Raw genomic sequence first — 21,541 nt, 5'->3', positions numbered from 1 at the left:
CCTATTTGATGCCTGAGGTGACGAAAGAGCTGATGAAGCGCTTCTGGAAAATGAGGAACGTGATGAGCAGCGGGCCGATCACCATCAGCGTGCCGGCGGCGATGGTGCCCCAGGCCTGCGTGCCTTCGGCGGTCTTGGTGAAGACGGAGAGGCCGACCGTGAGCGGACGCTTGTCGGGCGAATTGATCACCATCAGCGGCCACAGGAAGTCGTTCCAATGGCTGGTCACCGAGATGATGGCGAAGGCCGAGAAGCTCGGCATCGACAGCGGCACGTAGATGTGGCGGATGCGCTGAATGAGGCTGGCGCCGTCGATCAGGGCGGCGTCCTCCAGCTCGGTCGGAATCGCCTCGAAGGCCTGGCGCATCAGGAAGGTGCCGAAGGCGGAAGCGAAGAACGGCATCATCACGCCGGTGAGCGTGTCGTAGAGCCCGAGCTGCGCCACCAGCGACAGGTTCGGCACGATCAGCAGCACCGGCACCAGCATCAGCTGCATCAGGAACAGATAGAAAATCAGCGTCTTGCCGACGAATTTCAGGCGCGCGAAGGGAAAGCCCGCAAGCGTGATGGTGACGAACTGCACCAGCAGGATGCCGGCGCAGATGATCGTTGTGTTGAGCGTGTAGCGCGGGAAATCGCCGATCTCCCAGGCATCCCTGACGTTGTCGAGCGTCGGCTTCAGGCTCGGCATCAGCTCGGCCATGGCGTTGATGCCGTCGGAGGCCGGGCGCAGCGTCGCCACGACCATCCACAGGAAGGGGATGAGCCAGACGATCGCGAGCAGCACGGTCAGCAGAAAGCCGAGCTTCGGAGTGATCTCATTGCGGGTGGCGAGCGGGGCATCCTTGGTGAGCCATTCGATCAGCTTCATGGCCCACCCTCGCGGCTGGCCATGGTGCGGAACGAGAGCGCGGTGAGACCCATCAGCGCGGCGAGCGTCAGGAGAGTCGCGGCCGAGGCCTTGCCGATGTCGTAGTGCTCGACCGCCTGCTGGTAGATGTAGAACAGCACGAGATTGGTCGAGTTCGACGGCCCGCCCTGGGTCATGACGAAGACGTGGTCGACCTGCGTCACTGCGTTGAGGATCGCGATGACGGTGACGAACAGGAAGGTTGGCTTGAGCTCCGGCAGGATGATGTGACGCAGGCGCTGATAGGGACCCGCGCCGTCGAGATGGGCTGCCTCCATCACGTCCTCGGGCACCGCCTGGAGGCCGGCGAGGAAGAACAGCATGTAATACCCGGCGTTCTTCCAGATCGTGATGACCATGATCGCGTAGAGCGCGATGTCGGGATCGCCGAGCCAGTTCGGCAGCACCGGAAGCAGCCGGCCGATGTAATAGTCGAGCAGACCGACATTGGGCAGGAAGATGAACATGAACAGCGCGGAGGCCGCGACCATCGGGATCAGCACCGGCAGGAACAGCGCGGCGCGCAGCGCGCTGCTGACGGCGTGGGTGCGCGACAGCGCCAGCGCGAACAGCAGCGCCAGCGCGATGCTCGGGACCGCCGTGCCGACGGCGTAGATGAGATTGTTGACGACCGCGCCGGTGAAGGCGGGGTCGGCCAGCACCGCGCTGATGTTGTCGAGACCGACGAAACGGACCGGTGCCTTCGGCGTCGTGCGCTGATACAGCGCATCGATGAAGACACGGCCCATCGCGCCATAGGTGAACAGCGCGAGGAAGACCAGCGAGGGCAGCAGCAGAAGATAGGCCGGCCGCGAGGCTTTGACGCGCGCGGTGAAGCGCTTCAGCACGTCCAGGCGCGGCGCCGCCGAGGTCGCGACCGGGAGAGCCGCGGGTTCGGCGAGGCTCATCTCACCGCGCCGCGAAGTTGAGCGCGTAGTCGCGGCCGTCCATTCCCGCGGGCGGCTCGAACGGGAAGCGCAGGCTTTCGTCGAGGAAGTCGTGGCTGTGCACGACGATGTTGTCGTCGTCGATCAGCACCACGCCATAGGCCGGCGGCTCGTGGCTGGCGAGGTGCGGCGCGTTTTGGTCGAGCTCGAACCAGACCTGGTGGTTGGTGCCGCGCAGCGTCGAGAACGGGATCTTGCCGAAACTGCCGAAGATCGGCCGGTGCACATGGCCGAAGAACAGGTGCCGGATGCGCGCGCGGTAAGGCGCGATCACCTCGGCGAACTCCGCGCTTTGCTTCAGCCCGATGTCGTCCATGGCGTGGACGCCAACCGGGAAGGGCGGATGGTGCATGAACACGACGAACTCTTGCTCCGCCGGCGCGGCCGCCAGCGTGCTCGTCAGCCAGCCGAGGCGCCTTTCGCACATCTCGCCGGCGTGACTGGTCTCGTCCAAGGTGTCGAGGAAGACGAACAGGCCGTGCTCGGTGGTCTTCGTGCCCTGCACGAAGCCGTTGGCATCGCGCGGCGCGGCTTTCAACGCGTCGAGGCAGATGACGCGCTTGTCGTGATTGCCGACCATGGCGATGTACGGGATCTTCAGCGCCGCCATCGCCTCGGCGAAATTGGCGTAGGAGTCAGCCTCGCCCCAATGGGTGAGATCGCCGGTCACGACCGCGAACGCAGCATCGGACTGATGCGCGTTGATGTCGGCGATGGCGGCGTCCAGCCGGGCGCGCGGGTCGAGGCCGTAGAGCGTCGAGCCGGGATTGGCGAGATGCGTGTCGGTGAGGTGGATGAATTTGAAGGGCATGGCGCTTGTCAGGATCGTTGGAGGACGGGCGCCTCCGGCAAGACGACCCTGACAGGCGGTTAGAGCGCGTGTGTTTCAGTTTGATGACAGCGGTTCCGGCGTCCACAAGCGACGATGTCGTAGGGTGGATGAGCCGAAGGCGTAATCCACCTCTGTGTGCCAACGTCAAGTTGTGCTATTGAATGCGCATGTCGAACTATCGCCGCGCGTTCGTTCCTGGGGGATGCTGGTTCTTCACGGTGAACTTGCTCGACCGACGCCAAGCGCTTTTGACGGACAAGATCGAAATCTTACGCGACGCGGTGGCGACAACGCGCCGGAGCCATCCGTTCGAGATCGATGCGTTTGTGGTCCTGCCCGACCATCTGCACGCAATTTGGCGGCTGCCGTCCGGTGACGCTGATTTTTCGGCGCGCTGGCGGTTGATCAAGACTCGTTTTGCCAAAGCACTTCCGGCGACGGAGCGACTGAGCGCAGTTCGTTTTGCACGGAATGAACGCGGCAGCTGGCAGCGACGGTTCTGGGAACATCTCATCCGGGACGAGGCCGACTATGCACGCCATGTCGAGTATTGTTACTACAATCCCGTCAAGCACGGGCACGTCTCGAAGGTGTATGACTGGCCATACTCGTCGTTTCACCGTGCTGTCCGCGCGGGATTGTTCCCCGAGGATTGGGGCGGCGACAAGGAGGTCGTTGGGGAGTTTGGTGAGCGGGTGTGACGGTCGCCCTGTAGGGTGGATTAGCGAAGCGTAATCCACCTCTTTACTTTCCGTGTGGTGAGATAGGTGGTGGATTACGCCTTCGGCTAATCCACCCTACGCATCGCGTTTGTGACTACGTCCCGCAGAACGTCTGCAACACCCGCTGGTCCGGCAGCGGCGGATCGGCATAGCCGGCGTAATCCGGCTGGTCCTCGAACGGCCTCGCCAGAACCCTCACCAGCTCCTCGAACGGCGCGTAATCGTCGTCGTTCACGGCGGCCTGGATCACGGCTTCGACGCGGTGATTGCGCGGGATGAAGATGGGATTGACGGCGTGCATCGCCGCTTGCCGCTCCGCGGCGCTCTGCGGCTCCAGCGCGATGCGGGCGCGCCAGCGTCCGGCCCATTCGTCGAAGGCGGCGGGCTCCATGAACTGGGCGCGGACGTCGGTGCCATCGTCGGCCGCGGCATCGCCGAGCTTGCGGAAGGTGAGGGTGAAGTCGGCCTGGTTCTTGGCCATGGCATCGAGCAGGTCCTGGATCAGCGCCTCGTCGCCGTCGCGCTCCGTGAACAGGCCGACCTTCCGGCGAAGACCCGCTTGATACGCCGCGCTGAACTGGTCGGAGAAGGCACCGAGAATGTCCTGGGCCTCGGCGACCGCTTTCTCCTGCTCGTCAGAGAACAGCGGCAGCAGGCATTCGGCAAGGCGCGTCAGATTCCACAACGCAATGCGCGGCTGGTTGGCATAGGCGTAGCGGCCCATCTCGTCGATCGACGAAAACACCTGCGCAGGGTTGTAGGAATCCATAAAAGCGCAGGGACCGTAATCGATGGTCTCGCCCGAGATGGAGGAATTGTCGGTGTTCATCACGCCGTGGATGAAGCCGACCAGCAGCCAGCGCGCAATCAGCTCGGCCTGGCGCGCGACCACGGCCGCGAGCAGGGCGTGATACGGCCGTTCCGCCTGGAGCAGGTCCGGATAGTGACGGATGATGACGTGATCGGCGAGGGCGCGGACCGCCTCGGTGTTGCCGCGCGCGGCGAAGAACTGGAAGGTGCCGACGCGGATGTGGCTGGAGGCGACGCGGGTCAGCACCGCGCCGGGCAGCGCGGTCTCGCGGATGACGTGCTCGCCGGTGACGACGGCGGCGAGTGAGCGTGTGGTCGGAATGCCCAAAGCGAACATCGCTTCGCTGACGATGTATTCCCGCAGCACCGGCCCGAGCGCGGCGCGGCCGTCGCCGCGGCGGGAGTACGGGGTGGGGCCGCTTCCCTTCAGCTGGATGTCGCGGCGGACGCCGTCTTTGTCGATGACCTCGCCGAGCAGGATGGCGCGGCCGTCGCCGAGCTGGGGCACGAAATGCCCGAACTGGTGCCCGGCATAGGCCATGGCGATGGGATCGGCGCCTTCGGGAACCGTCTTGCCGGCCAGGATCGCCGCGCCCTCGGGGGTCTCCAGCAGGTCCGGATCCAGGCCGAGCTGGAGCGCGAGCGGCCGGTTCAGCTTGATCAGCCGCGGCGCGGCGACCGGGGTCGGCGCCACCCGGGCAAAGAAGCTGTCCGGCAGGGCCGAATAGGAGTTCTGGAAGGGGAAATGCACCGTCATGGTCTCAAGATAGGGCTGGAACGCCTGATGGCAAAGGCTCGGTCTCTGATAAGCCAAAAATGGGCCCTCCGGGTCCAAAACAGCGCGTTCCCTTGGTTGCCGCCTCGGGCCTCGTCGGGTAAACCCTGCCGCAATCTCGGACCGGCCGTTTCCGGTGGTCCGATTCGATTCCTCAGACATCGATTTTGGGACGACCATGCATCGCTACCGGTCACATACATGCGGCGCGCTCCGCGAGAGCAACATCGGCGAGACGGTCCGCCTCTCGGGCTGGGTCCATCGCGTCCGCGACCATGGCGGCGTGCTGTTCATCGACCTGCGCGACCATTACGGCCTGACCCAGTGCGTGGTCGATCCGGACTCCCCGGCGTTCTCGCTGGCCGAAAAGCTGCGCTCGGAATTCGTGGTGCGGATGGACGGCAAGGCCCGCCGCCGCCCCGACGGGACCGACAATGACGACCTGCCGACCGGCAAGGTCGAGGTCTATATCAGCGAGATCGAGGTGCTGGGCCCGGCCGGCGATCTGCCGCTGCCTGTCTTCGGCGACCAGGAATATCCTGAGGATATCCGCCTCAAGTATCGCTTCCTCGACCTGCGCCGCGAGAAGCTGCACCAGAACATCATGACGCGCGTCGCGATCATCAAGTCGATGCGCCGGCGCATGGAGGAGCAGGGCTTCTTCGAGTTCAACACCCCGATCCTGACCGCGTCCTCGCCGGAAGGCGCGCGCGACTTCCTGGTGCCCTCGCGCATTCATCCCGGCAAGTTCTACGCGCTGCCGCAGGCGCCGCAGCAATACAAGCAGCTGCTGATGATGTCGGGCTTCGACCGCTATTTCCAGATCGCGCCCTGCTTCCGCGACGAGGACCCGCGCGCCGACCGGCTGCCCGGCGAGTTCTACCAGCTCGACGTCGAGATGAGCTTCGTCACGCAGGAGGACGTGTTCGCGGCGATGGAGCCCGTCATCACCGGCGTGTTCGAGGAGTTCGCGAAGGGCAAGCCCGTGACGAAAGGTTGGCGTCGCATTCCGTTCGCGGAAGCCTTGCGCAAATACGGCAGCGACAAGCCGGATTTGCGCAACCCCATCGAGATGCAGGACGTCTCCGAGCACTTCCGCGGAAGCGGCTTCAAGGTGTTCGCGCGCATGCTGGAGGACCCCAAGAACCAGGTCTGGGCGATCCCGGCGCCGGGCGGCGGCAGCCGCGCGTTCTGCGACCGCATGAACTCGTGGGCGCAAGGCGAGGGCCAGCCCGGCCTCGGCTATATCATGTGGCGCGAGGGCGGCGAGGGCGCAGGCCCGCTCGCCAACAATATCGGGCCTGAACGCACCGCCGCGATCCGCGCGCAGATCGGCGTGAAGGAAGGCGATGCCGCCTTCTTCGTCGCCGGCGATCCCGACAAGTTCTGGAAGTTCTCAGGCCTTGCCCGCAACAAGGTCGGCGAGGAATTGAACCTCACCGACAAGGAGCGGTTCGAGCTCGCCTGGGTCGTCGACTTCCCGATGTACGAATACAACGAGGACGACAAGAAGGTCGACTTCTCGCACAACCCGTTCTCGATGCCGCAAGGTGGCCTCGAGGCGCTGAAGTCGCAGGATCCGCTCACCATCAAGGCGTTCCAGTACGATATCACCTGCAACGGTTACGAGATCGCCTCGGGCGGCATCCGCAACCACGTGCCGGAAGCCATGGTGAAGGCGTTCGAGATCGCAGGCTACGGCGAGCAGGAAGTGGTCGACCGCTTCGGCGGCATGTACCGCGCCTTCCAGTATGGCGCGCCGCCGCATGGCGGCATGGCCGCGGGCGTCGACCGCATCGTGATGCTGCTCTGTGGCACCACGAATTTGCGCGAGATCTCGCTGTTCCCGATGAACCAGCAGGCCATGGACCTCCTGATGGGCGCCCCGTCGGAAGCCACCACCAAGCAGCTGCGCGAGCTGCACGTGCGAGTGAACCTGCCGCAGAAGTGATGGCGCGGCGGTTTCGGCCTCGTGCCCCGGACGCAGTGCAGCACGCGAGTGATGCGCTGCAGAGCCGGGGCCCAGGTCGCGGCGAACCGCAAACTTTCTAGGTCCCGGCTCTGCGTCGCACCGCTTCGCGCTGCGCCGCGTCCGGGACACGAGATCAAACTACAGCCCCGTCGATGCCTCGATCCTGAATTGCGCCAGTGCGCTATCCGGGGCGGTCTGGATCAGATGCATCAATTGCATCAGCGGCACCTTGGCGCGGGGCGCGAGCTTGAGGCTCAGCGTCTGTCCTGACGTCTCGACGAAGCCGGCGAGCGCATCCACCACGCCCCTGGCGTCGACGCTGGATCCCGCGATCTTCTCGCCCTGCGCGCGGATCATCTCGACGATGGCGTTGCGCGCGGTGTCGCGGCTGACATTCTGCATGCGCGCGAACTGGGCCACGACCAGATCGACGACGCCGCTGTCGCGCAGCGAGAGCTCGAACGCGCCGGTCTCGACCTGCGCCGCCTGACCCATCGCCTGCACCGGGTCGGTGGTGAACAGGCCGCGCGGCACGTTGGCGAGCGCGAGGCGGGCCTGTGCCTTGGCGAGGTTGCCGAGATCGATGGTGGCGGGCGCAAGCGCAAATGCGCCTGACGATTCCGTCCAGGCCGCGCCGAGATCGAGGTCGATCGCGAGCTTGTCCACGCCCGCCATGATCAGCGGCTGCAACGCCGGATTGGCCGGATCGGTCGGCGTGACCATCTTGACGACCAGATTGGCCCGGCTCGGGATCGACCCGACCAGCTGGCCCCAATTCAGGCTGATCGTGTCGATGGTGAAGAGCTGCCGCGTATTCTTGTAAGGCGACACCACCCCCTTGACCTCGGCACCTTCGAGCACGCGGAACAGGCCGAGCATTTGATCCGGCGAGGGCGGCTGCCCGGACGTCTGGAGGCTCGCCGCCCAGCGCATCAGATTCGCCGCGCTGAAGGACTTCAGCGCGAAGCGCTCGATCTTGAGCTGCCCCTGCGGTAGCGGCATGTCGAGGCCTTCCAGCGCGACCTTGTCCTGATCGTATTTGATGGCGCTGAGCCGCCACGTTCCTTGCGGCATCTCGACCGTCTGCTTGCCGATTTCGACCTTGCCGATCTGAAAGCCTTCGAAGAAGTCAGCCATCTTCGCGATCATGTCGCGCGACTGCGCCGGCGTCGGGATCGCGCCGTCAGCCGGCACCAGCGCGATGATTTCGGCCGGCCGGAATTTCGAGGGCCGGATGGCAATGTCGTCGAAGGTGAAGCCGTCCACCTGCATGCGCATGCCGGGCGCCGCCGTCACGACATAGGAGTTGACCGAGATGCGCCGATAGATCCCGTGAAAATTGTCGTCGTTCGATCCTTGTTGATCGAGCGCGGCCCTCACAGCGGTTGCGTCGAAATCGTAGATGGCCAGACCGGACAATTCGCCGGTCATCTTCGCGGGCTTACCCGGCTGGGACAGGTCGATCGCATAGGTAACGCGGTCCATCTTCGCCGTCTCGATCTTGCCCCGGCTGACGTTCTGAAACGATAGACCTGAATAGACATAATCGCCGCTGCCGGCATTCCTGCCCGCATCGACGTTGACCGCGAGGGTCGGCACCGCGATCTCCGACGCCGAGATGGTCGCGTATTGCGCGAGGATGAAGCGGTACATGTCGACGATCGAGCCGGACAGCGGCGAGCCGTCTGCGCGGGTCGAGCCGGAAAAATCTCGCGCGCTGATCTGCGGGATCTTGTAGTTCGCCTTCACGGTCATCCGCTCGGTGGAGGTGAAGCCGACCTCGACCCCTGACGCCTCGATGCTGTCGGCCGAGAAACGCGCCTCGTCCGGCTGGCGCACACCGACGGCCGTGATCTTGGCGACCTTGAAGGTGGCGACCTGCGGCTGGGCGGGCTCGACCGCAATGTCCTCGATCGTCAGCGTCCGGGTCGCGAGCGCGAACGTGATCTTGCCGTGGCTGGCTTTGCTGCCGCCAGCGCGAAGCCGCTCGAAGGCCGCCTCGACCTCGCTGCTCGCCCGGTGCTGGACATAGAAATTGAAGCCGAACCACCCGCCCGCGCCGAGCGCGGCTGCCACGATCAGGCCGATCAGGATTCGCTTCATACCGTGGCTCCAGTTGCTCTTTTGCGCCGCGCAACCTGCCATATTCGGGAAACAGCGCGCGGTCCAGGGAAAGCTTTGGTTTTCAAATATTTGAGCGCGCACCTTGTTGATGGTCGGGCAATCGGATGTTGCCACCGGGGCACCCGGCGTGCTTCATCCCGTGTCCATGACCCGGAGATCCGGTCCGCTTGGATGGCGGCCCCCGGATCGTGCATTTTGAGGCCGGTAACGCGAGGCGAGACAACGCATGTCGTCCTATTCTGATGATCTCCACCAGGCGGCGCTCGCCTACCATCGTCTGCCGCGCCCCGGCAAGCTCGAGATCCAGGCGACCAAGCCGCTTGCCAACCAGCGCGACCTCGCGCTGGCCTATTCGCCGGGCGTCGCCGCGGCCTGTACCGAGATCGCCAGGAATCCGGCCGAGGCCGCCAGCCTGACCACCCGCGCCAATCTGGTTGCGGTGGTCTCGAACGGTACCGCCGTGCTCGGCCTCGGCAATATCGGGCCGCTGGCCTCCAAGCCCGTCATGGAAGGCAAGGCGGTCCTGTTCAAGAAGTTCGCCGGCATCGACGTGTTCGACATCGAGATTGCCGCCGACACCATCGACCGCGTGGTCGAGACCGTGGCGGCGCTCGAGCCGACCTTCGGCGGCATCAATCTGGAGGACATAAGGGGACCTGAGTGCTTCGAGATCGAGACGCGCTTGAAGGAGCGCATGAAGATCCCGGTCTTCCATGACGACCAGCACGGCACCGCCATCATCGTCGCCGCTGCCATCACCAATGGCCTCAGGCTGAACGGCAAGAAGCTGTCCGACGTCAAGATCGTAGCGTCCGGGGCAGGGGCCGCGGCCATCGCGACGCTCAATCTCCTGGTGTCGATGGGCGCGCAGCGCAAGAACATCTGGGTTTGCGACATCGACGGCCTAGTGCACGAGGGCCGCAATACCTCGATGGACCGCTGGAAGGCGGTCTATGCGCAGAAGACCGACAAGCGCACGCTCGGCGACGTCATCGGCGGCGCCGACATCTTCATCGGTCTCTCGGCACCGGGCGTGCTCAAGCCGGAAATGGCCAAGGCCATGGCGGACAAGCCGTTGATCATGGCGCTCGCCAATCCCACGCCGGAGATCATGCCGGAGGAGGCGCGGAAGGCGCGGCCCGACGCCATGATCTGCACCGGGCGCTCGGATTATCCGAACCAGGTCAACAACGTTCTGTGCTTTCCCTTCATCTTCCGCGGCGCACTCGACGTCGGCGCCACCGCGATCAACGAGGAGATGAAGCACGCCGCGGTCGAAGCCATCGCGCAGCTCGCTCGCGAGGCGCCCTCGGATGCGGTGGCGCTGGGGGTCGAGACCAACGAGACCGGCGGTTTCGGTCCGGGCTCACTCATCCCGAGCCCGTTCGATCCGCGGCTGATCCTGCGGGTGGCGCCGGCGGTCGCCAAGGCGGCCATGGAATCGGGCGTCGCGACGCGTCCCATCACCAATTTCGACGAATATGCCGCGCAGCTCATGCGCTTCGCGTTCCGCTCCGGCCTCGTCATGAAGCCGATGTTCGCCAAGGCCAAGACCCAGCCGGTGCGCGTGATCTACGCCGAAGGCGAGGACGAGCGCGTGCTGCGCGCAACGCAGGTGGTGCTGGAAGAGAACCTGGCGCGGCCGATCCTGGTCGGCCGTCCTTCGGTCGTGGAGGCGCGCATCAAGCGTTTCGGCCTCTCGATCCGAGCCGGCAAGGATTTCGATCTCGTCAATCCCGAGGACGATCCGCGCTACCGTTCCTACGTGCAGTCCTATGTCGAGGTCGCCGGCCGCCGCGGCGTGACGCCGGATGCGGCCCGCACCGTGGTGCGCACCAACAACACGGTGATCGCCGCGCTCGCGGTCACGCGCGGCGAGGCGGACGCCATGCTGTGCGGCGTCGAGGGCCGCTATATGAGCCATTTGCGCCATGTCCGCGAGATCGTCGGCTTCTGTCCCGGCATCAGCGACTACGCGGCGCTGGCGCTGCTGATCACGACCAAGGGCGCTTTCTTCATCGCCGACACGCAAGTCCGGCCCAATCCGAGCGCGGAGGAGCTGGCCGAGATCGCATCGCTCGCCGCGGTCCACGTCCAACGCTTCAACATCAAGCCGAAGATCGCCTTTGTCTCGCATTCGGATTTCGGCAGCTACGACACCGATTCCTCGCGCAAGATGCGGCTGGCGACCCAGCTGTTGAAGGACAAGCATCCCGAGATCGAGGCCGACGGTGAGATGCAGGGCGATACCGCGCTCTCCGTTGCCGCGCGAAGAATGGTGCTGCCGCATTCCAAGCTGGAGGGCGAGGCCAACATCCTGATCATGCCGACGCTGGACACCGCCAACGTCGCCTATCAGATGATCAAGTCGCTGGCGGACGCGCTGCCCGTCGGCCCGATCCTGGTCGGCCCGGCGCGCCCCGCACACATCCTCACGCCGTCGGTGACCGCGCGCGGCATCCTCAACATGACCGCCGTGGCAGTGGTGGAAGCGCAGGAGCGCGCCGCAAGGCAGCAGCCGACGTTGTTTACCTGAGGGGCGGGCTTCCGCGTCGCTGGCGGTGTAATCCCTTCTCCCACAAGGGGAGTAGGGAAGAGGCCGCCAACCTTGAATTACTTTCAGTTCTCCATTTCCCCGTTTGTAAACCCGCGCACGACTCTTCATAATCCTGCCGAGCATTCCCGCGCTTTGAGCTTGCCAAGAGGCCGATCATGCCAGCGTTCGTGACTTTCGGGCGAATTCTGTTCGCCGTGTTGTTCATCTACACGGGCGCGACCAAGCTCTTTGCCATCCCGGCGACGGCTGACTTCATCGCCACCAAGGTCGTGGTGCCCGACGTCGTCGCGCCCTATGCCAGCCAGATCGAGACCGCCACCGCCATGACCACGCCGCAGCTGCTGGCGATCGCGATCGGCGGGCTCGAGATCCTCGCGGGCCTGATGATCGCGCTGAATTTCGGCGCCCGGTTCTTCGCGCTGCTGATGATCATCTACGTCGCGGTTTCGACCGTGCTGTTCTATGACTTCTGGAACCAGGCGGCGCCCGATAATGCGAGGATGGTGGTCGACGCGCTGAAGAACCTCTCGATCATCGGCGCATTGTTCATGCTGATGGGCTACGGCCGCACCACGCGTCCGGCCGAGGCGGCCTACGGCGACGTGTAGCGATCAATCTGCGCGCGGAGGCGCGATCTCGCGCATCCACTGCGAAATCGTTGCGTTGCTCGTTCCGTCGGTGCTCCGCTGCACACCGAGCAGGGCGGCTTCGCGCGCGGCGCGTGGCGTGATGCCATAGGCTGCCTTGAAAGAGCGTGTGAAATGCGCGTCGGTGCCGAGCTGCCAGCGCCGCGCGACCTCGCTGATCCTGAGGGTTCTCGCATCTGAACTGGCGAGGTCGAAGAAGGCGCGGTGCAGCCGCCGGCTGCGGATGTAGTCGGCGATGCCGCCGACCGGCGCGAACAGCCGGTACAGTGAAGCGCGGGACAGGCCGAAATGCGCCGCGATCGAACCGGCCGACAGCTCGTTGCTGGCAAGGCCGGCCTCGATATATTGGCGAATCCGCATCAGGGACGGTCCCGCCGTGACGGCATGGTCGGTGTCGGGATCGCCGCGCTCGAGCTCGTTGCGCAGGCACGCCGCCAACAGCGAGACTGTGCCCTCGACCACCGATTGGCATTCGTCGAGGGTCATGCGCGGGGCAAATTCGAACAGGGCGGTGAGATGCCCCGCAAGCAGTCTCGCGATCACGCTGCTACCCGGCAGGACGAGACCATGCAAATCGTCGACCCGCAGCAGATGCGTGCCGAACATCGGGCGCGGAACCACCAGTGTGACATTCTCGAAGGCCGTCGCCTTGGTCTCCAGCGTCTGCGCCAGGTCGAACAGGCAGATGTCGCCGGCGCGCACGCGGATCGGACGATCGCCGGCGATGCCGTCAAAGCCGCCCCTGAGATAGAGCTGGAGGATGATGTGGTCGACGCCGCTGCGCGCGATCGTCTCGGCGGTCCGGCGGAAACGCTGGCCGCTGGCCCGGCTCAATCCGATCAGCACCTGTCCCATCGCGTAGGAGCTGATGTCGGCGCGGAACGGGCCGGGTTCGTCGGCGGCGAGCTCGTCGACGTCGAATAGCGTGGCGACAGCCTCCCGCCACGCCGCGACGTTCGCATTGGCCTCCATCTGGTCGGCGCGGAAGCCGAATGCCGGGAGCAGGGCTGAAACCGGCGCCGCATCAGCGGCGGGCCCGGAGGCGTCAGTCGGTCCCGTCGTCGTAGTCGTGTCGTCACTCATGGTGGTGGTGGTCGCGTTCTGATCGGCAGTGAAGGAGCGGGCAAGCGCAGCGCCAGGCCATCATGCCGGGCTGGAGGTTGATATCCGGAGCAAAGGGTTCGTTTGCGGGAAGCCCTGCCGCCTGCGCAGCGGCAGCCGCGAGCTGAACCCGTCCAGTCTTGCGCTTTTGTCTCAGTCTATTGATGCGGTGTTTCGGAATGGTCGGCCCGTCTTGACGCAGTGCCACAGAGGTTGGCTATAGCGCCATCACCGCCGTCGGGGCCGATTATCGGTCTCGGCAGATTTGCTAGCCGGCTTTGCGCTGGCCGGCGGCGGGACCAATTTCAGCATGATATGGGCAGGATAGGTAAAGGTGTCATGATGCCGGTACTGTGCATGGGGTTGTTTTCCCGATCTTAATGGGGCTAGCCGGGCCGCCATGGCGTCACGGTCACCTCATGCGCCGCGTCGAGCACATATGGCGGGCCCGGCTTCAGTCCGTGCGAAGCCAGCACCTCGTGCGGCGTCCGCTGGGGTACGCCGACGAAGCAGCCTTCGCCGCCGGGCAGGCGCACATGCGGGGCTTCCGACAGCCAGAACGTGTCGTAGCGGTCCATGAATAGGTCGAACACGACGGGGCCGCCGATCACGGCCACCATGCCGGCGGCGACGTCGGCAAAGGCGCAGGCGTCCTCGAAGCTCGCATGTTGCGGATTCCACAGCGTCGCGTTCGGCAGTTCCGGATCGACGGTGAGCGCCTTGATCTTGCGGGTCAGGATCAGCCGCTTGCGATTCGGCGAGTTCGGCTGCTGCTCATGCGAGTTGCGGCCATGCACGATCAGCGCGGCGCGATCGAGTGCCTGCTCGAAGAACAGCTTGTCGCCCTCGAACTTCAGGCTGTCGGGCATGACGCGACCGGCGTCGGCAAGCATGCCGTCCGCCGATACGATGACGTAGCCTTCGATCCGGAAAGACAATGGCCCTTCTATTCGGATACGGTCGTCACCACGGAATTGACCGGGCGCTGGCTCACCGTTGGCAGCTTGAGGTCCTTGATCAGCTCCTGGTCGTATTCCGGCAGCGTCGAGGCCGGGAACTTGGCGCGCATCGCCACCACCTTGTAGCCGCCGGCCTTCAGCCGCTTGAGCAGCTCGGGCAGGGCCTCCGCAGTGTGCTTCTGGAAGTCGTGCATCAGGATGATGCCCTTGCCCTTGGTGTCGAGCTTCTTCATCACGGTGTCGACGATCTTCTCCGGCTTGGAGGCCTTGAAGTCGAACGAGTCGATGTCGCAGGAGAAGCTCGCGACATTGCGGTTGCCGAGATAGGTGACCATCTCCGGCGGATGCTGCAGCGCCGGGAAGCGGAAGAACGGCGCGGGCGAGATGCCGCCGAGCGCCCACTTCACCGCTGCAAAGCCCTTCTCGATCTCGTCCTTGCGCTGCGCTTCGTTGAGCTTCTTGTTGTTCAGATTGGCGTGCGACCAGGTGTGGGCACCGACGGTGTGGCCGGCGGCATAGACCTGCTTGAGGATCTCCGGCTCGTAGGTCGCGTGCTTGCCGATGATGAAGAAGATGCCGGTGGTGCATTCATCGGCCAGCGCCTTCAGCACCGCGGGCGTGTTGCGCGGCCATGGGCCGTCGTCGAAGGTCAGCACCACCTCCTTGTCGCGCAGGAAGTCGAGCTCCTTGAAGTGCTCGAAGCCGAAGCCCGGACCGCCCGTGGTGTCGATCTCGACGGTGCGGGCGACACCGAGCGCGCCCGGCGTGGTGCAGGCCGCGCGCGCCGGCTGCGGTGCCTGCTTGGGCGGGGGCGGATTGACGAAGCCAGCGGGCGCGGCGCCTGCCGCGGGAGCTGCGGGCGGAGCGGCAGCAGCCGCAGCAGCGGGCGTTGCCGCCGGTGCGGCTTGCGCCGCGGCTGCGGGTTTTGCCGGGGTCTGCGACCACGCCGCGCCGGTCATGGCCAGAGATATCGCGCTTGCCAAAATCAGTCCTGCCGCCACGCGCATAATATTGTCCTCGAGATTGATCCCGTTGTTCCGCCGCGGCTTTTCGCCAGCGGCAAAACCATCCTGCCCCAAACCAAACCTAGCCTAGATGGTACGCCATCGCCATTGCAACGGCTGTTTGGCACCTCGCCACGATTGTGCCCAATCCGATTGAGCGCGGCTCGCGTCAAGCGGCGGCCAGCGCCTTGGCAACGGCCGTCTTGATCCGCGTGTCGGCCGGCTCGACCGCCGAGGGAAACACCTCGGCGATATAGCCGTCGCGGCCGACCAGGTATTTGTGGAAGTTCCAGCGCGGAACTTCGCGAGGCCTCGCCTCAGCGGCCCATTTATAGAAAGGATGCGCCTTGGCGCCGACCACCGCAGCCTTGGCCGTGATCGGAAAGGTCACGCCATATTGGTGGTGCGCGGTCGCCGCGATCTCGCTGGTGCCGCCCGGCTCCTGACCGCCGAAATCGTTGGAGGGCACGCCGATCACGGTGAAGCCGCGTTCGCGAAACTCGTTCCACAGCTCCTGCAGGCCGGCATATTGCGGCGTGTAGCCACAGAGCGAGGCGGTGTTGACGACCAGCACCGGCTTACCGGTGAAAGCGGCGAGGCGGATGTCGTCGCCGGACAAGCCGGGGAAAGAAAAGGCATAGGCCGAGATGCGGCTCATGCCGCCATCGGCAAACGCACGCGTCGCCGGCGCGAGCACGCCCGCCAGCGCGGCGGTGAGCATGGTCCTGCGGTTCACCATGACGGCATCCCCCGAAATGATCCGGGCCGCATGTTACTCCGCGGCAGCGCCCCGCCTCGTCAACACCGCGTTATCGGACGCCGTGAGACTGGCTAGTACAGGCGAACGATGAAGTCGGTGCCTTCGCCGGTCTCGCCCTGGTTGATGCCCTGGTCGGAGATGATGATGGAGCCGCCAGACGTCAGCATCTCGTTGATCTTCGCCATGGTGTCGGCGGGAATCGAGATGCGGTCGAGGGCCGCGGCCGGGCTGTCGGGTGTCACCACGGGCTTGGCGACGGGCTTGGCGGCGACGGGGATCACGGCAGCGCCCACCTTGCGGCGCGTGAGGCGACTGTCGTCCTCGCGTGCCGCGGCACGGGCGGATATGGGCAGCGACACCACCGACCAACGCAGCGTATTGGAATCGGTCTTGTCGAGCTCGGCGGTGAAGACATGCGTGCCGAGCGGACGGTCGCTGGTGGCGATCGTGACCGGGACATCGAACAGCGGCGCAAAATTCTGCCGCACGTAGAGCTTGGAATCCTTGCGGCTGATGAAGACGGCGATCTGGCCGGCTCGCTTGGGGGCTTCCGGCTTCGCAGCCGGCGCCGGTTCGGCAACGCGGCTCTCGTCCTTCCTGGCGTCGGGCGCGACGGCGGTCGAAGGTGCCGGTGCATCGGGTGTCTTCGCGGCGTCAGCCGATTCAGACTTGGCCGGCTCGGCCTTGTCGGCCTCCACCTTGTCGGCGGGCTTGTCCACGTTCGCCGGCTTGGCGGCTTCGTCCGATCGAGGCCTGGCCGCATCGGATGCTTCGGCCGTCCTGACCGCGTCGGCCGCGGCGGCGGCATCCCCGTGGACCGACGCATTGCCCGTCGTCGCATCCGACATCACGGAGTGGCCCACGGAGGCGCGCAGCTGGAGCGCAGCGTCGGCGCTGGCGGTCTTGGTTTCGATCGGCTTGGTTTCGGCGGCCTTGGTTGGTGCCGTGCCCTTGTCGGCCTTGTCGCCGACATTGGTCTGCGGCTCGAGGCTGACGGTGGGCTGCGGCGGCACGCGCACGGAGGCGAGCAGGGAATGGGAGAAGTTCTGCGGCGTCATCTCGCCGGGCGCGACGATGACGCGCGCGCCCATCCTGGTCCAATTCCAAATCTTCATCGCGAATGACATCGGCATGCGGATGCAGCCATGCGAAGCCGGATAGCCCGGCAATACGCCGGCATGCATGGCGACGCCGGACCAGGTGATCCGCTGCATGTACGGCATCGGCGCGCCGCTATAGAGGTTGGAACGGTGGAACTTGTGCTTCTGGATGACGCTGAACACGCCCATCGGCGTCGAATGGCCCTTCATGCCCGTCGACACCGGAGATTCCGCGAACACGCCATTGGTGTCGTAGACCGTGACCTTCTGGCGGTCGATCGAGACGACGATGACTAGCGGTCCTTGAGGCTTGGTGCCTGCTTCCTTCTCGGCGACAATCTGTTTCTTGTCGGTCGCGCTGCGCTTCTGCGGCTTCTGGCGCGGAATCTCGGGAGGCCGGCTCTGACGGGGGTAATAGGATCCGTCGGAATAATCTGTCCAATAGTAAAATGCCGCGTCTGCCTGGCTGGTCGCGCCGATCACACCCGCCGCTGTCAAGATGGCGAGCTGCCAAAGTCGCACCGGCTTGGCCGAAAAACCCGACCCGATCACGCTGTTCATCCTCGAATCCATAATCCAAATCAGACGTTAGTCTCGCAAAGGGGATACGCGTTCACCAGCAGGGTGGTTCTGCCGTCGGCTACTTTTGTCCAAGACGTAACAAAAAAGCATCACAGAGCGGTAAACGGCGGCCAGCTCTGGCTGCGCGTCGTCTTCCTGTCGGGCTGACGCGTTCCTACATTAAGAGGACTTGTTAGCGGAGAACTTCATGTCATCTCGTTTCCCTGGTCTTGCCGGCATCCGCTTGAAAGGCCTCGTCTTATTGCTTCTGGTCCTGGCCGTGCCGGCAGCGCCCGTCCAAGCTGCCGACGAGCCCGATCTGATCTTCCGCCGCTCCACCGTGTTCAAATGGATGAGCCCGAACGACAAGCTCGCGACCTATGGTCTCGACGATCCCGAGGTTGAGGGCGTCGCCTGTCATTTCACGGTGCCGGAGAGGGGCGGCTTCAAGGGCTGGCTGGGCCTTGCCGAGGAGGTCTCGGACATCTCGCTGGCCTGCCGCCAGGTCGGCCCGATCAAGTTCAAGAACAAGATGGAGCAGGGCGACGACATGTTCCGCCGGCGCCGCTCGCTGTTCTTCAAGAAGATGCAAATCGTGCGCGGCTGCGACACCAAGCGCAACGTGCTGGTCTACATGGTCTATTCGGACAGGATCATCGAGGGCTCGCCGAAGAATTCGACCTCGACGGTGCCGATCATGCCGTGGGGACCGGCAGACGCGAACGTTCAGAAGTGCGGGGAGTTCTTCACGGACTGACGCGCTTGGCGAGATGCGAGCCGGTCAGCCGCGCGAAGGCCTGCGGCGCGGCCTCGAAGCCGCGGCCGGACTGCAGCGACATTGCGCCGGCCGAGACGACGCGGCTTGGCCGTTGACTTCCGCCGTCGGTCCGTTGGTCCGCCTCGCGCGGCGTTGCGCGATCTTGCCTCATCATGATGGCCATCCCTCAGCTGAACGCGCCCGGTGATCCCGGCGTCTCGGTTTCGATGGCTTGGGTCGCAGCCGATGCGCGCTCGGTTCGACGGCCCAGCCTTCGTTCGTCGCTCCTCTTCAGCAGAAAAACGTAAAATGCGTGTGAAGCGCGCAAGGCTGGACCGTGACGACGGTGGCGCAGCGCGCGCTCATACGCCGAATGCGGAACCTGGCAGGCCGCTTTGAGCTCCGGCGCGACCTCACTGAAATGATTGGCTGTTTTCGAGAATTGTGTCGTCGCCTCGGAGCCGACGAAACAATTCTCGGGCAAGATGAAACCATTTTGCGCTTTTGGCGCATCACGCGCGAAACCCCCCATGGTTATCAACTTCACAACGACGAACGGCGCACCGCCGGCCACGGAATTCGGAGACGACACCATGCGCGCGCTCAGCTTCATTCTTGCTTTCGCTTTCGTGGTTGCCGGTTCCTCGTTCGCAGGCGCGCCGGATGGCAATCTCCCGGGTATCGGCACCTTCCAGTACACCGGCTCACCGGTGACCGTTGCGACGTCGCAGCCGATCATGGTTGCCGCGCGCTTCTGATCGACAATAAGAAAATCAGCCGGTAAAGGCCGTCATGCTCGCTCGATTTTGCGCCGCTGCTTTCGTGTCCATTCTGACGATCAGCGCCGCCGAGGCGCAGGTGCGGGCGCCCTCCAGATTACCGGATCCCCGCACCGAGTTCGTGCGTCAATGCGCGCCGCGGATGCTCGGGCGGTGGGCCCATCCCGAGGAAGTCTGCGGCTGCCTGCACGATCACGCCGCGGCGGCCGTCGAGGACCGCGATCTGCGCGAAGCGCTGCTGCGCGGCATCAGCGAAACCGGCGTGCCCACCATCGAGACCGACTGGGTGCCGGCTTCCAAGCAAAGCGAGATCGGGCCGACCTTCACCAAGATCGCCAAGCCCACCTTGCAGTGCATGTTCGATCCGGCGAAGCCGTAGCTATTTCATCTTCGGACCGTATCGCGGCACACAGGTGCTGGTGCGCGCGACGCCCTTGTCGGTCATCCTTGCTCCACGCACTTCCTTGACCTGTCCGGCGGGACAGGTTCCGTCATCCACCTGCACGCGCTGACCCAGCTTGAGATCGACGATGTCCTGCTCGCGTCCAACCGAGCCGGCATGCGCCGTCGCGGCAAGCACGATGGAGATCAGAAACGAGAGGCAGGTCGTCCGGCATAGCAGCATGGCGAAAGGTCTCGGAGACGATGCGGTAGTGTAGGGACTGGCCGGCGATTCTCATAGTGAACCTTCATCACGCGCGCCGAGTGGCTCTGGTTCCCGCGCGCAGGGCTGCGCGCGATTCCCGCGCGAGCCGTTCGGCCGACGCTTTGAGCTGCGGAACCGCATGGCCAGAAAATCCCAGCACGAAGCCGGTCAGAGGGCGCGCGCGCGAATAGGTGTCGGCCAACAGCCAGCCTTCCGCGCCGCACGCCTGCTTGGCCCGCGCGGCCACCGACGGGTCGACCGACGGATCGAACCTGGCGACCAGATGCAGGCCTTGTGACGGCACCGGCACCGAGAGCGCGCCATCGGAAGCCGCTTCCAGCGTTTCGGCCAGCACGTCGCGCGCTTCGCGATAGAGTTTTCGCACCCGCTTGAGGTTGGCGGCGAATGCGCCCGAGTTGAGCATGTCGGCCACCGCGCCTTCCATCAACGTGCCGGGGAAGCGATCGAGCGCCGCGCGCGCAGCCGTCACCTCGGCGATGAGGCGTTCGGGCAGGGCGCAATAGCCGATGCGCAGGCCCGGAAACAGCGTCTTGGCGAAGGTGCCGAGATAGATGACACGCTGGAGACGGTCGATGCCGGCGAGCGACATCAGCGGTGCGCCGTCATAGCGAAACTCGCTGTCATAATCGTCTTCCAGCACGAAGGCGCCGGCCTGCCTGGCCCAGTCCAGAAGCTCGAGCCGGCGCGGCATCGACATCTGCACGCCGAGCGGAAACTGGTGCGACGGCGTGACGTAGGCCGCGCGCGCAGACGGCGCCGCGGCGCGGCCTTTGGCAATACGCATGCCGTGCTCGTCGACGGCAACGGGCACGGCGCGATAGCCGCAATGCGTGAAGGTCTTTCGCGCGGCGGGATAGCCGGGGTCTTCGCACCAGACCTGGTCGCCGGCCTTCAGGATCGCGCTCAGCACGATGCGCAGCGCATGCAGGGTACCCGACGTCAACATGATCTGATCGGGATCGCAGCGCAGCCCGCGCGCCGACAACAAGTGATCGGCGATGGCGGCGCGCAGCTCGCGGGTGCCGCGCGGATCGCCATAGTGCAGATGCTCGGACCCGAAGGCGCGCATGCGCCGGCCGACGAAAGCGCGGAAGCGCTGCAAGGCACGCGCGTCGATATGGGTGCAGCCGAGCGCGAATGCGCCTTGCCTGGGCGCTTCGACAACCGCCTTCGGCTTGCTCGGCGCGGCCGCGCGCGCTGGGATGCGCGCGGCGACGAAGGTGCCGGAGCCGACTTTGGCCTCGGCAAAGCCGTCAGCGATCAGGCGCTCATAGGCGATCACGATGGCGTTGCGCCGGAAGCCCGTCTGCCTGGCCAGCGTGCGCGAGGGCGGCAGCGGCTCGCCAGGCTTGACGAGGCCGGAAACGATCATCTCGCACAAGGCCTGATAGAGCCGGTGCGCGGCGGAGGCACCTGCCGTGACGTGGGGGCCGATCAGGTCGAGCGGCAGCTCGGACTTTGTCGGCAAAGACTTGGCCGGCGACGGAGCTAAATTGGTCGGAATTTTTCGCATGGAATTGGAACTATCGCAGACCAAATGCGCCGCTACAACTCTTC

The 21,541-nt window shown here is 65.1% G+C and carries 21 protein-coding genes; 7 read left to right on the top strand and 14 right to left on the bottom strand.

The features are described from left to right. Position 1: 1 nt before the first annotated feature. The 3 genes from K410_RS0121540 to K410_RS0121530 are packed head-to-tail and all read right to left on the bottom strand — an operon-like array spanning position 2 to position 2,668. The gene (locus K410_RS0121540; protein ID WP_028136795.1) at positions 2-871 is read right to left on the bottom strand and encodes a carbohydrate ABC transporter permease; all 870 of its coding nucleotides are present in this window, start codon (positions 869-871) and stop codon (positions 2-4) included. Then, a complete protein-coding gene (locus tag K410_RS0121535) occupies positions 868-1,818 on the bottom strand; it encodes a carbohydrate ABC transporter permease (protein ID WP_028136794.1) in 951 nt (316 codons plus the stop codon). Before K410_RS0121535 ends, K410_RS0121540 begins: the two co-directional genes overlap by 4 nt. Position 1,819: 1 nt before the next feature. Further along, positions 1,820-2,668 carry a phosphodiesterase gene (locus tag K410_RS0121530; RefSeq protein ID WP_028136793.1) on the bottom strand — a complete coding sequence of 283 codons (849 nt, stop codon included), beginning with the start codon at positions 2,666-2,668 and terminating at the stop codon, positions 1,820-1,822. A 188-nt stretch (positions 2,669-2,856) separates the two neighbouring features. On the opposite strand from K410_RS0121530, the gene K410_RS0121525 reads away from it, so the two are divergent. Next, the gene (locus tag K410_RS0121525) at positions 2,857-3,390 is read left to right on the top strand and encodes an REP-associated tyrosine transposase (RefSeq protein WP_028136792.1); all 534 of its coding nucleotides are present in this window, start codon (positions 2,857-2,859) and stop codon (positions 3,388-3,390) included. 115 nt (positions 3,391-3,505) lie between these two features. Here the strand turns inward: K410_RS0121525 and K410_RS0121520 are convergent, their stop codons facing one another. Further along, the gene (locus K410_RS0121520; RefSeq protein WP_028136791.1) at positions 3,506-4,978 is read right to left on the bottom strand and encodes a protein adenylyltransferase SelO; all 1,473 of its coding nucleotides are present in this window, start codon (positions 4,976-4,978) and stop codon (positions 3,506-3,508) included. A gap of 196 nt (positions 4,979-5,174) precedes the next feature. Between K410_RS0121520 and aspS the strand changes: the two genes are divergently transcribed. Further along, the gene (gene aspS / locus K410_RS0121515; RefSeq protein ID WP_028136790.1) at positions 5,175-6,947 is read left to right on the top strand and encodes an aspartate--tRNA ligase; all 1,773 of its coding nucleotides are present in this window, start codon (positions 5,175-5,177) and stop codon (positions 6,945-6,947) included. Positions 6,948-7,106: 159 nt separating this feature from the next. Here the strand turns inward: aspS and K410_RS0121510 are convergent, their stop codons facing one another. Further along, a complete protein-coding gene (locus K410_RS0121510) occupies positions 7,107-9,071 on the bottom strand; it encodes an aq_1923 C-terminal domain (RefSeq protein WP_028136789.1) in 1,965 nt (654 codons plus the stop codon). A gap of 247 nt (positions 9,072-9,318) precedes the next feature. Here K410_RS0121510 and K410_RS0121505 point away from each other — a divergent pair, with 247 nt between their 5' ends. Together K410_RS0121505 and K410_RS0121500 are read left to right on the top strand one after the other, a co-directional pair. Beyond that, the gene (locus tag K410_RS0121505) at positions 9,319-11,628 is read left to right on the top strand and encodes an NADP-dependent malic enzyme (RefSeq protein ID WP_028136788.1); all 2,310 of its coding nucleotides are present in this window, start codon (positions 9,319-9,321) and stop codon (positions 11,626-11,628) included. Positions 11,629-11,804: 176 nt separating this feature from the next. Further along, on the top strand, positions 11,805-12,257 hold the full coding sequence (locus K410_RS0121500) for a DoxX family protein (RefSeq protein WP_028136787.1): 453 nt from the start codon (positions 11,805-11,807) through the stop codon (positions 12,255-12,257). A 3-nt stretch (positions 12,258-12,260) separates the two neighbouring features. Here the strand turns inward: K410_RS0121500 and K410_RS0121495 are convergent, their stop codons facing one another. The 5 genes from K410_RS0121495 to K410_RS0121475 all read right to left on the bottom strand — a co-directional run bounded on the left by K410_RS0121495 (position 12,261) and on the right by K410_RS0121475 (position 17,781). Beyond that, on the bottom strand, positions 12,261-13,379 hold the full coding sequence (locus tag K410_RS0121495; protein ID WP_028136786.1) for a helix-turn-helix domain-containing protein: 1,119 nt from the start codon (positions 13,377-13,379) through the stop codon (positions 12,261-12,263). 404 nt (positions 13,380-13,783) lie between these two features. Further along, complete coding sequence (locus tag K410_RS0121490; RefSeq protein ID WP_028136785.1) at positions 13,784-14,335, bottom strand: dihydrofolate reductase family protein; 552 nt, start codon at positions 14,333-14,335, stop codon at positions 13,784-13,786. Between the two features lie 8 nt (positions 14,336-14,343). Then, entirely contained in the window at positions 14,344-15,363 is a 1,020-nt protein-coding gene (locus K410_RS0121485; RefSeq protein ID WP_028136784.1) for a polysaccharide deacetylase family protein, read from the bottom strand. 166 nt (positions 15,364-15,529) lie between these two features. Continuing rightward, positions 15,530-16,099: a glutathione peroxidase gene (locus tag K410_RS0121480; protein ID WP_028136783.1), complete on the bottom strand. Its 570-nt coding sequence runs from the start codon at positions 16,097-16,099 to the stop codon at positions 15,530-15,532. Between the two features lie 92 nt (positions 16,100-16,191). Then, positions 16,192-17,781, bottom strand: coding sequence for a L,D-transpeptidase family protein (locus K410_RS0121475; protein WP_028136782.1), 1,590 nt, complete (start codon positions 17,779-17,781; stop codon positions 16,192-16,194). Between the two features lie 208 nt (positions 17,782-17,989). Here K410_RS0121475 and K410_RS0121470 point away from each other — a divergent pair, with 208 nt between their 5' ends. Then, complete coding sequence (locus K410_RS0121470; RefSeq protein WP_028136781.1) at positions 17,990-18,538, top strand: CreA family protein; 549 nt, start codon at positions 17,990-17,992, stop codon at positions 18,536-18,538. Here the strand turns inward: K410_RS0121470 and K410_RS0121465 are convergent. Next, positions 18,528-18,713: a hypothetical protein gene (locus tag K410_RS0121465; RefSeq protein WP_049820284.1), complete on the bottom strand. Its 186-nt coding sequence runs from the start codon at positions 18,711-18,713 to the stop codon at positions 18,528-18,530. The genes K410_RS0121470 and K410_RS0121465 overlap by 11 nt on opposite strands. A gap of 12 nt (positions 18,714-18,725) precedes the next feature. Further along, positions 18,726-19,151 carry a hypothetical protein gene (locus tag K410_RS0121460; protein ID WP_028136779.1) on the bottom strand — a complete coding sequence of 142 codons (426 nt, stop codon included), beginning with the start codon at positions 19,149-19,151 and terminating at the stop codon, positions 18,726-18,728. On the opposite strand from K410_RS0121460, the gene K410_RS40490 reads away from it, so the two are divergent. Further along, positions 19,132-19,296 (top strand): hypothetical protein, encoded by a 165-nt coding sequence (locus tag K410_RS40490; protein ID WP_196236031.1) that lies wholly within the window; start codon positions 19,132-19,134, stop codon positions 19,294-19,296. The two genes, K410_RS0121460 and K410_RS40490, sit on opposite strands and share 20 nt — an antisense overlap. Before the next feature lie 34 nt (positions 19,297-19,330). Then, positions 19,331-19,696, top strand: coding sequence for a hypothetical protein (locus tag K410_RS0121450; RefSeq protein WP_028136778.1), 366 nt, complete (start codon positions 19,331-19,333; stop codon positions 19,694-19,696). Here K410_RS0121450 and K410_RS0121445 read toward each other — a convergent pair whose 3' ends face one another. Together K410_RS0121445 and pdxR are read right to left on the bottom strand one after the other, a co-directional pair. Continuing rightward, positions 19,697-19,942, bottom strand: a complete 246-nt coding sequence (locus K410_RS0121445) for a DUF6719 family protein (RefSeq protein WP_028136777.1) — start codon at positions 19,940-19,942, stop codon at positions 19,697-19,699. Positions 19,943-20,009: 67 nt separating this feature from the next. Then, positions 20,010-21,497 (bottom strand): MocR-like pyridoxine biosynthesis transcription factor PdxR, encoded by a 1,488-nt coding sequence (gene pdxR, locus K410_RS0121440; RefSeq protein WP_028136776.1) that lies wholly within the window; start codon positions 21,495-21,497, stop codon positions 20,010-20,012. Positions 21,498-21,541 lie beyond the last annotated feature (44 nt).

The sequence above is a fragment of the Bradyrhizobium sp. 22 genome (assembly GCF_000482425.1).
Lineage (GTDB): Bacteria > Pseudomonadota > Alphaproteobacteria > Rhizobiales > Xanthobacteraceae > Bradyrhizobium > Bradyrhizobium japonicum_B.
The sequence above is the reverse complement of the archived record's forward strand: the minus strand, read 5'-3'. Positions and strand labels throughout refer to the sequence as shown.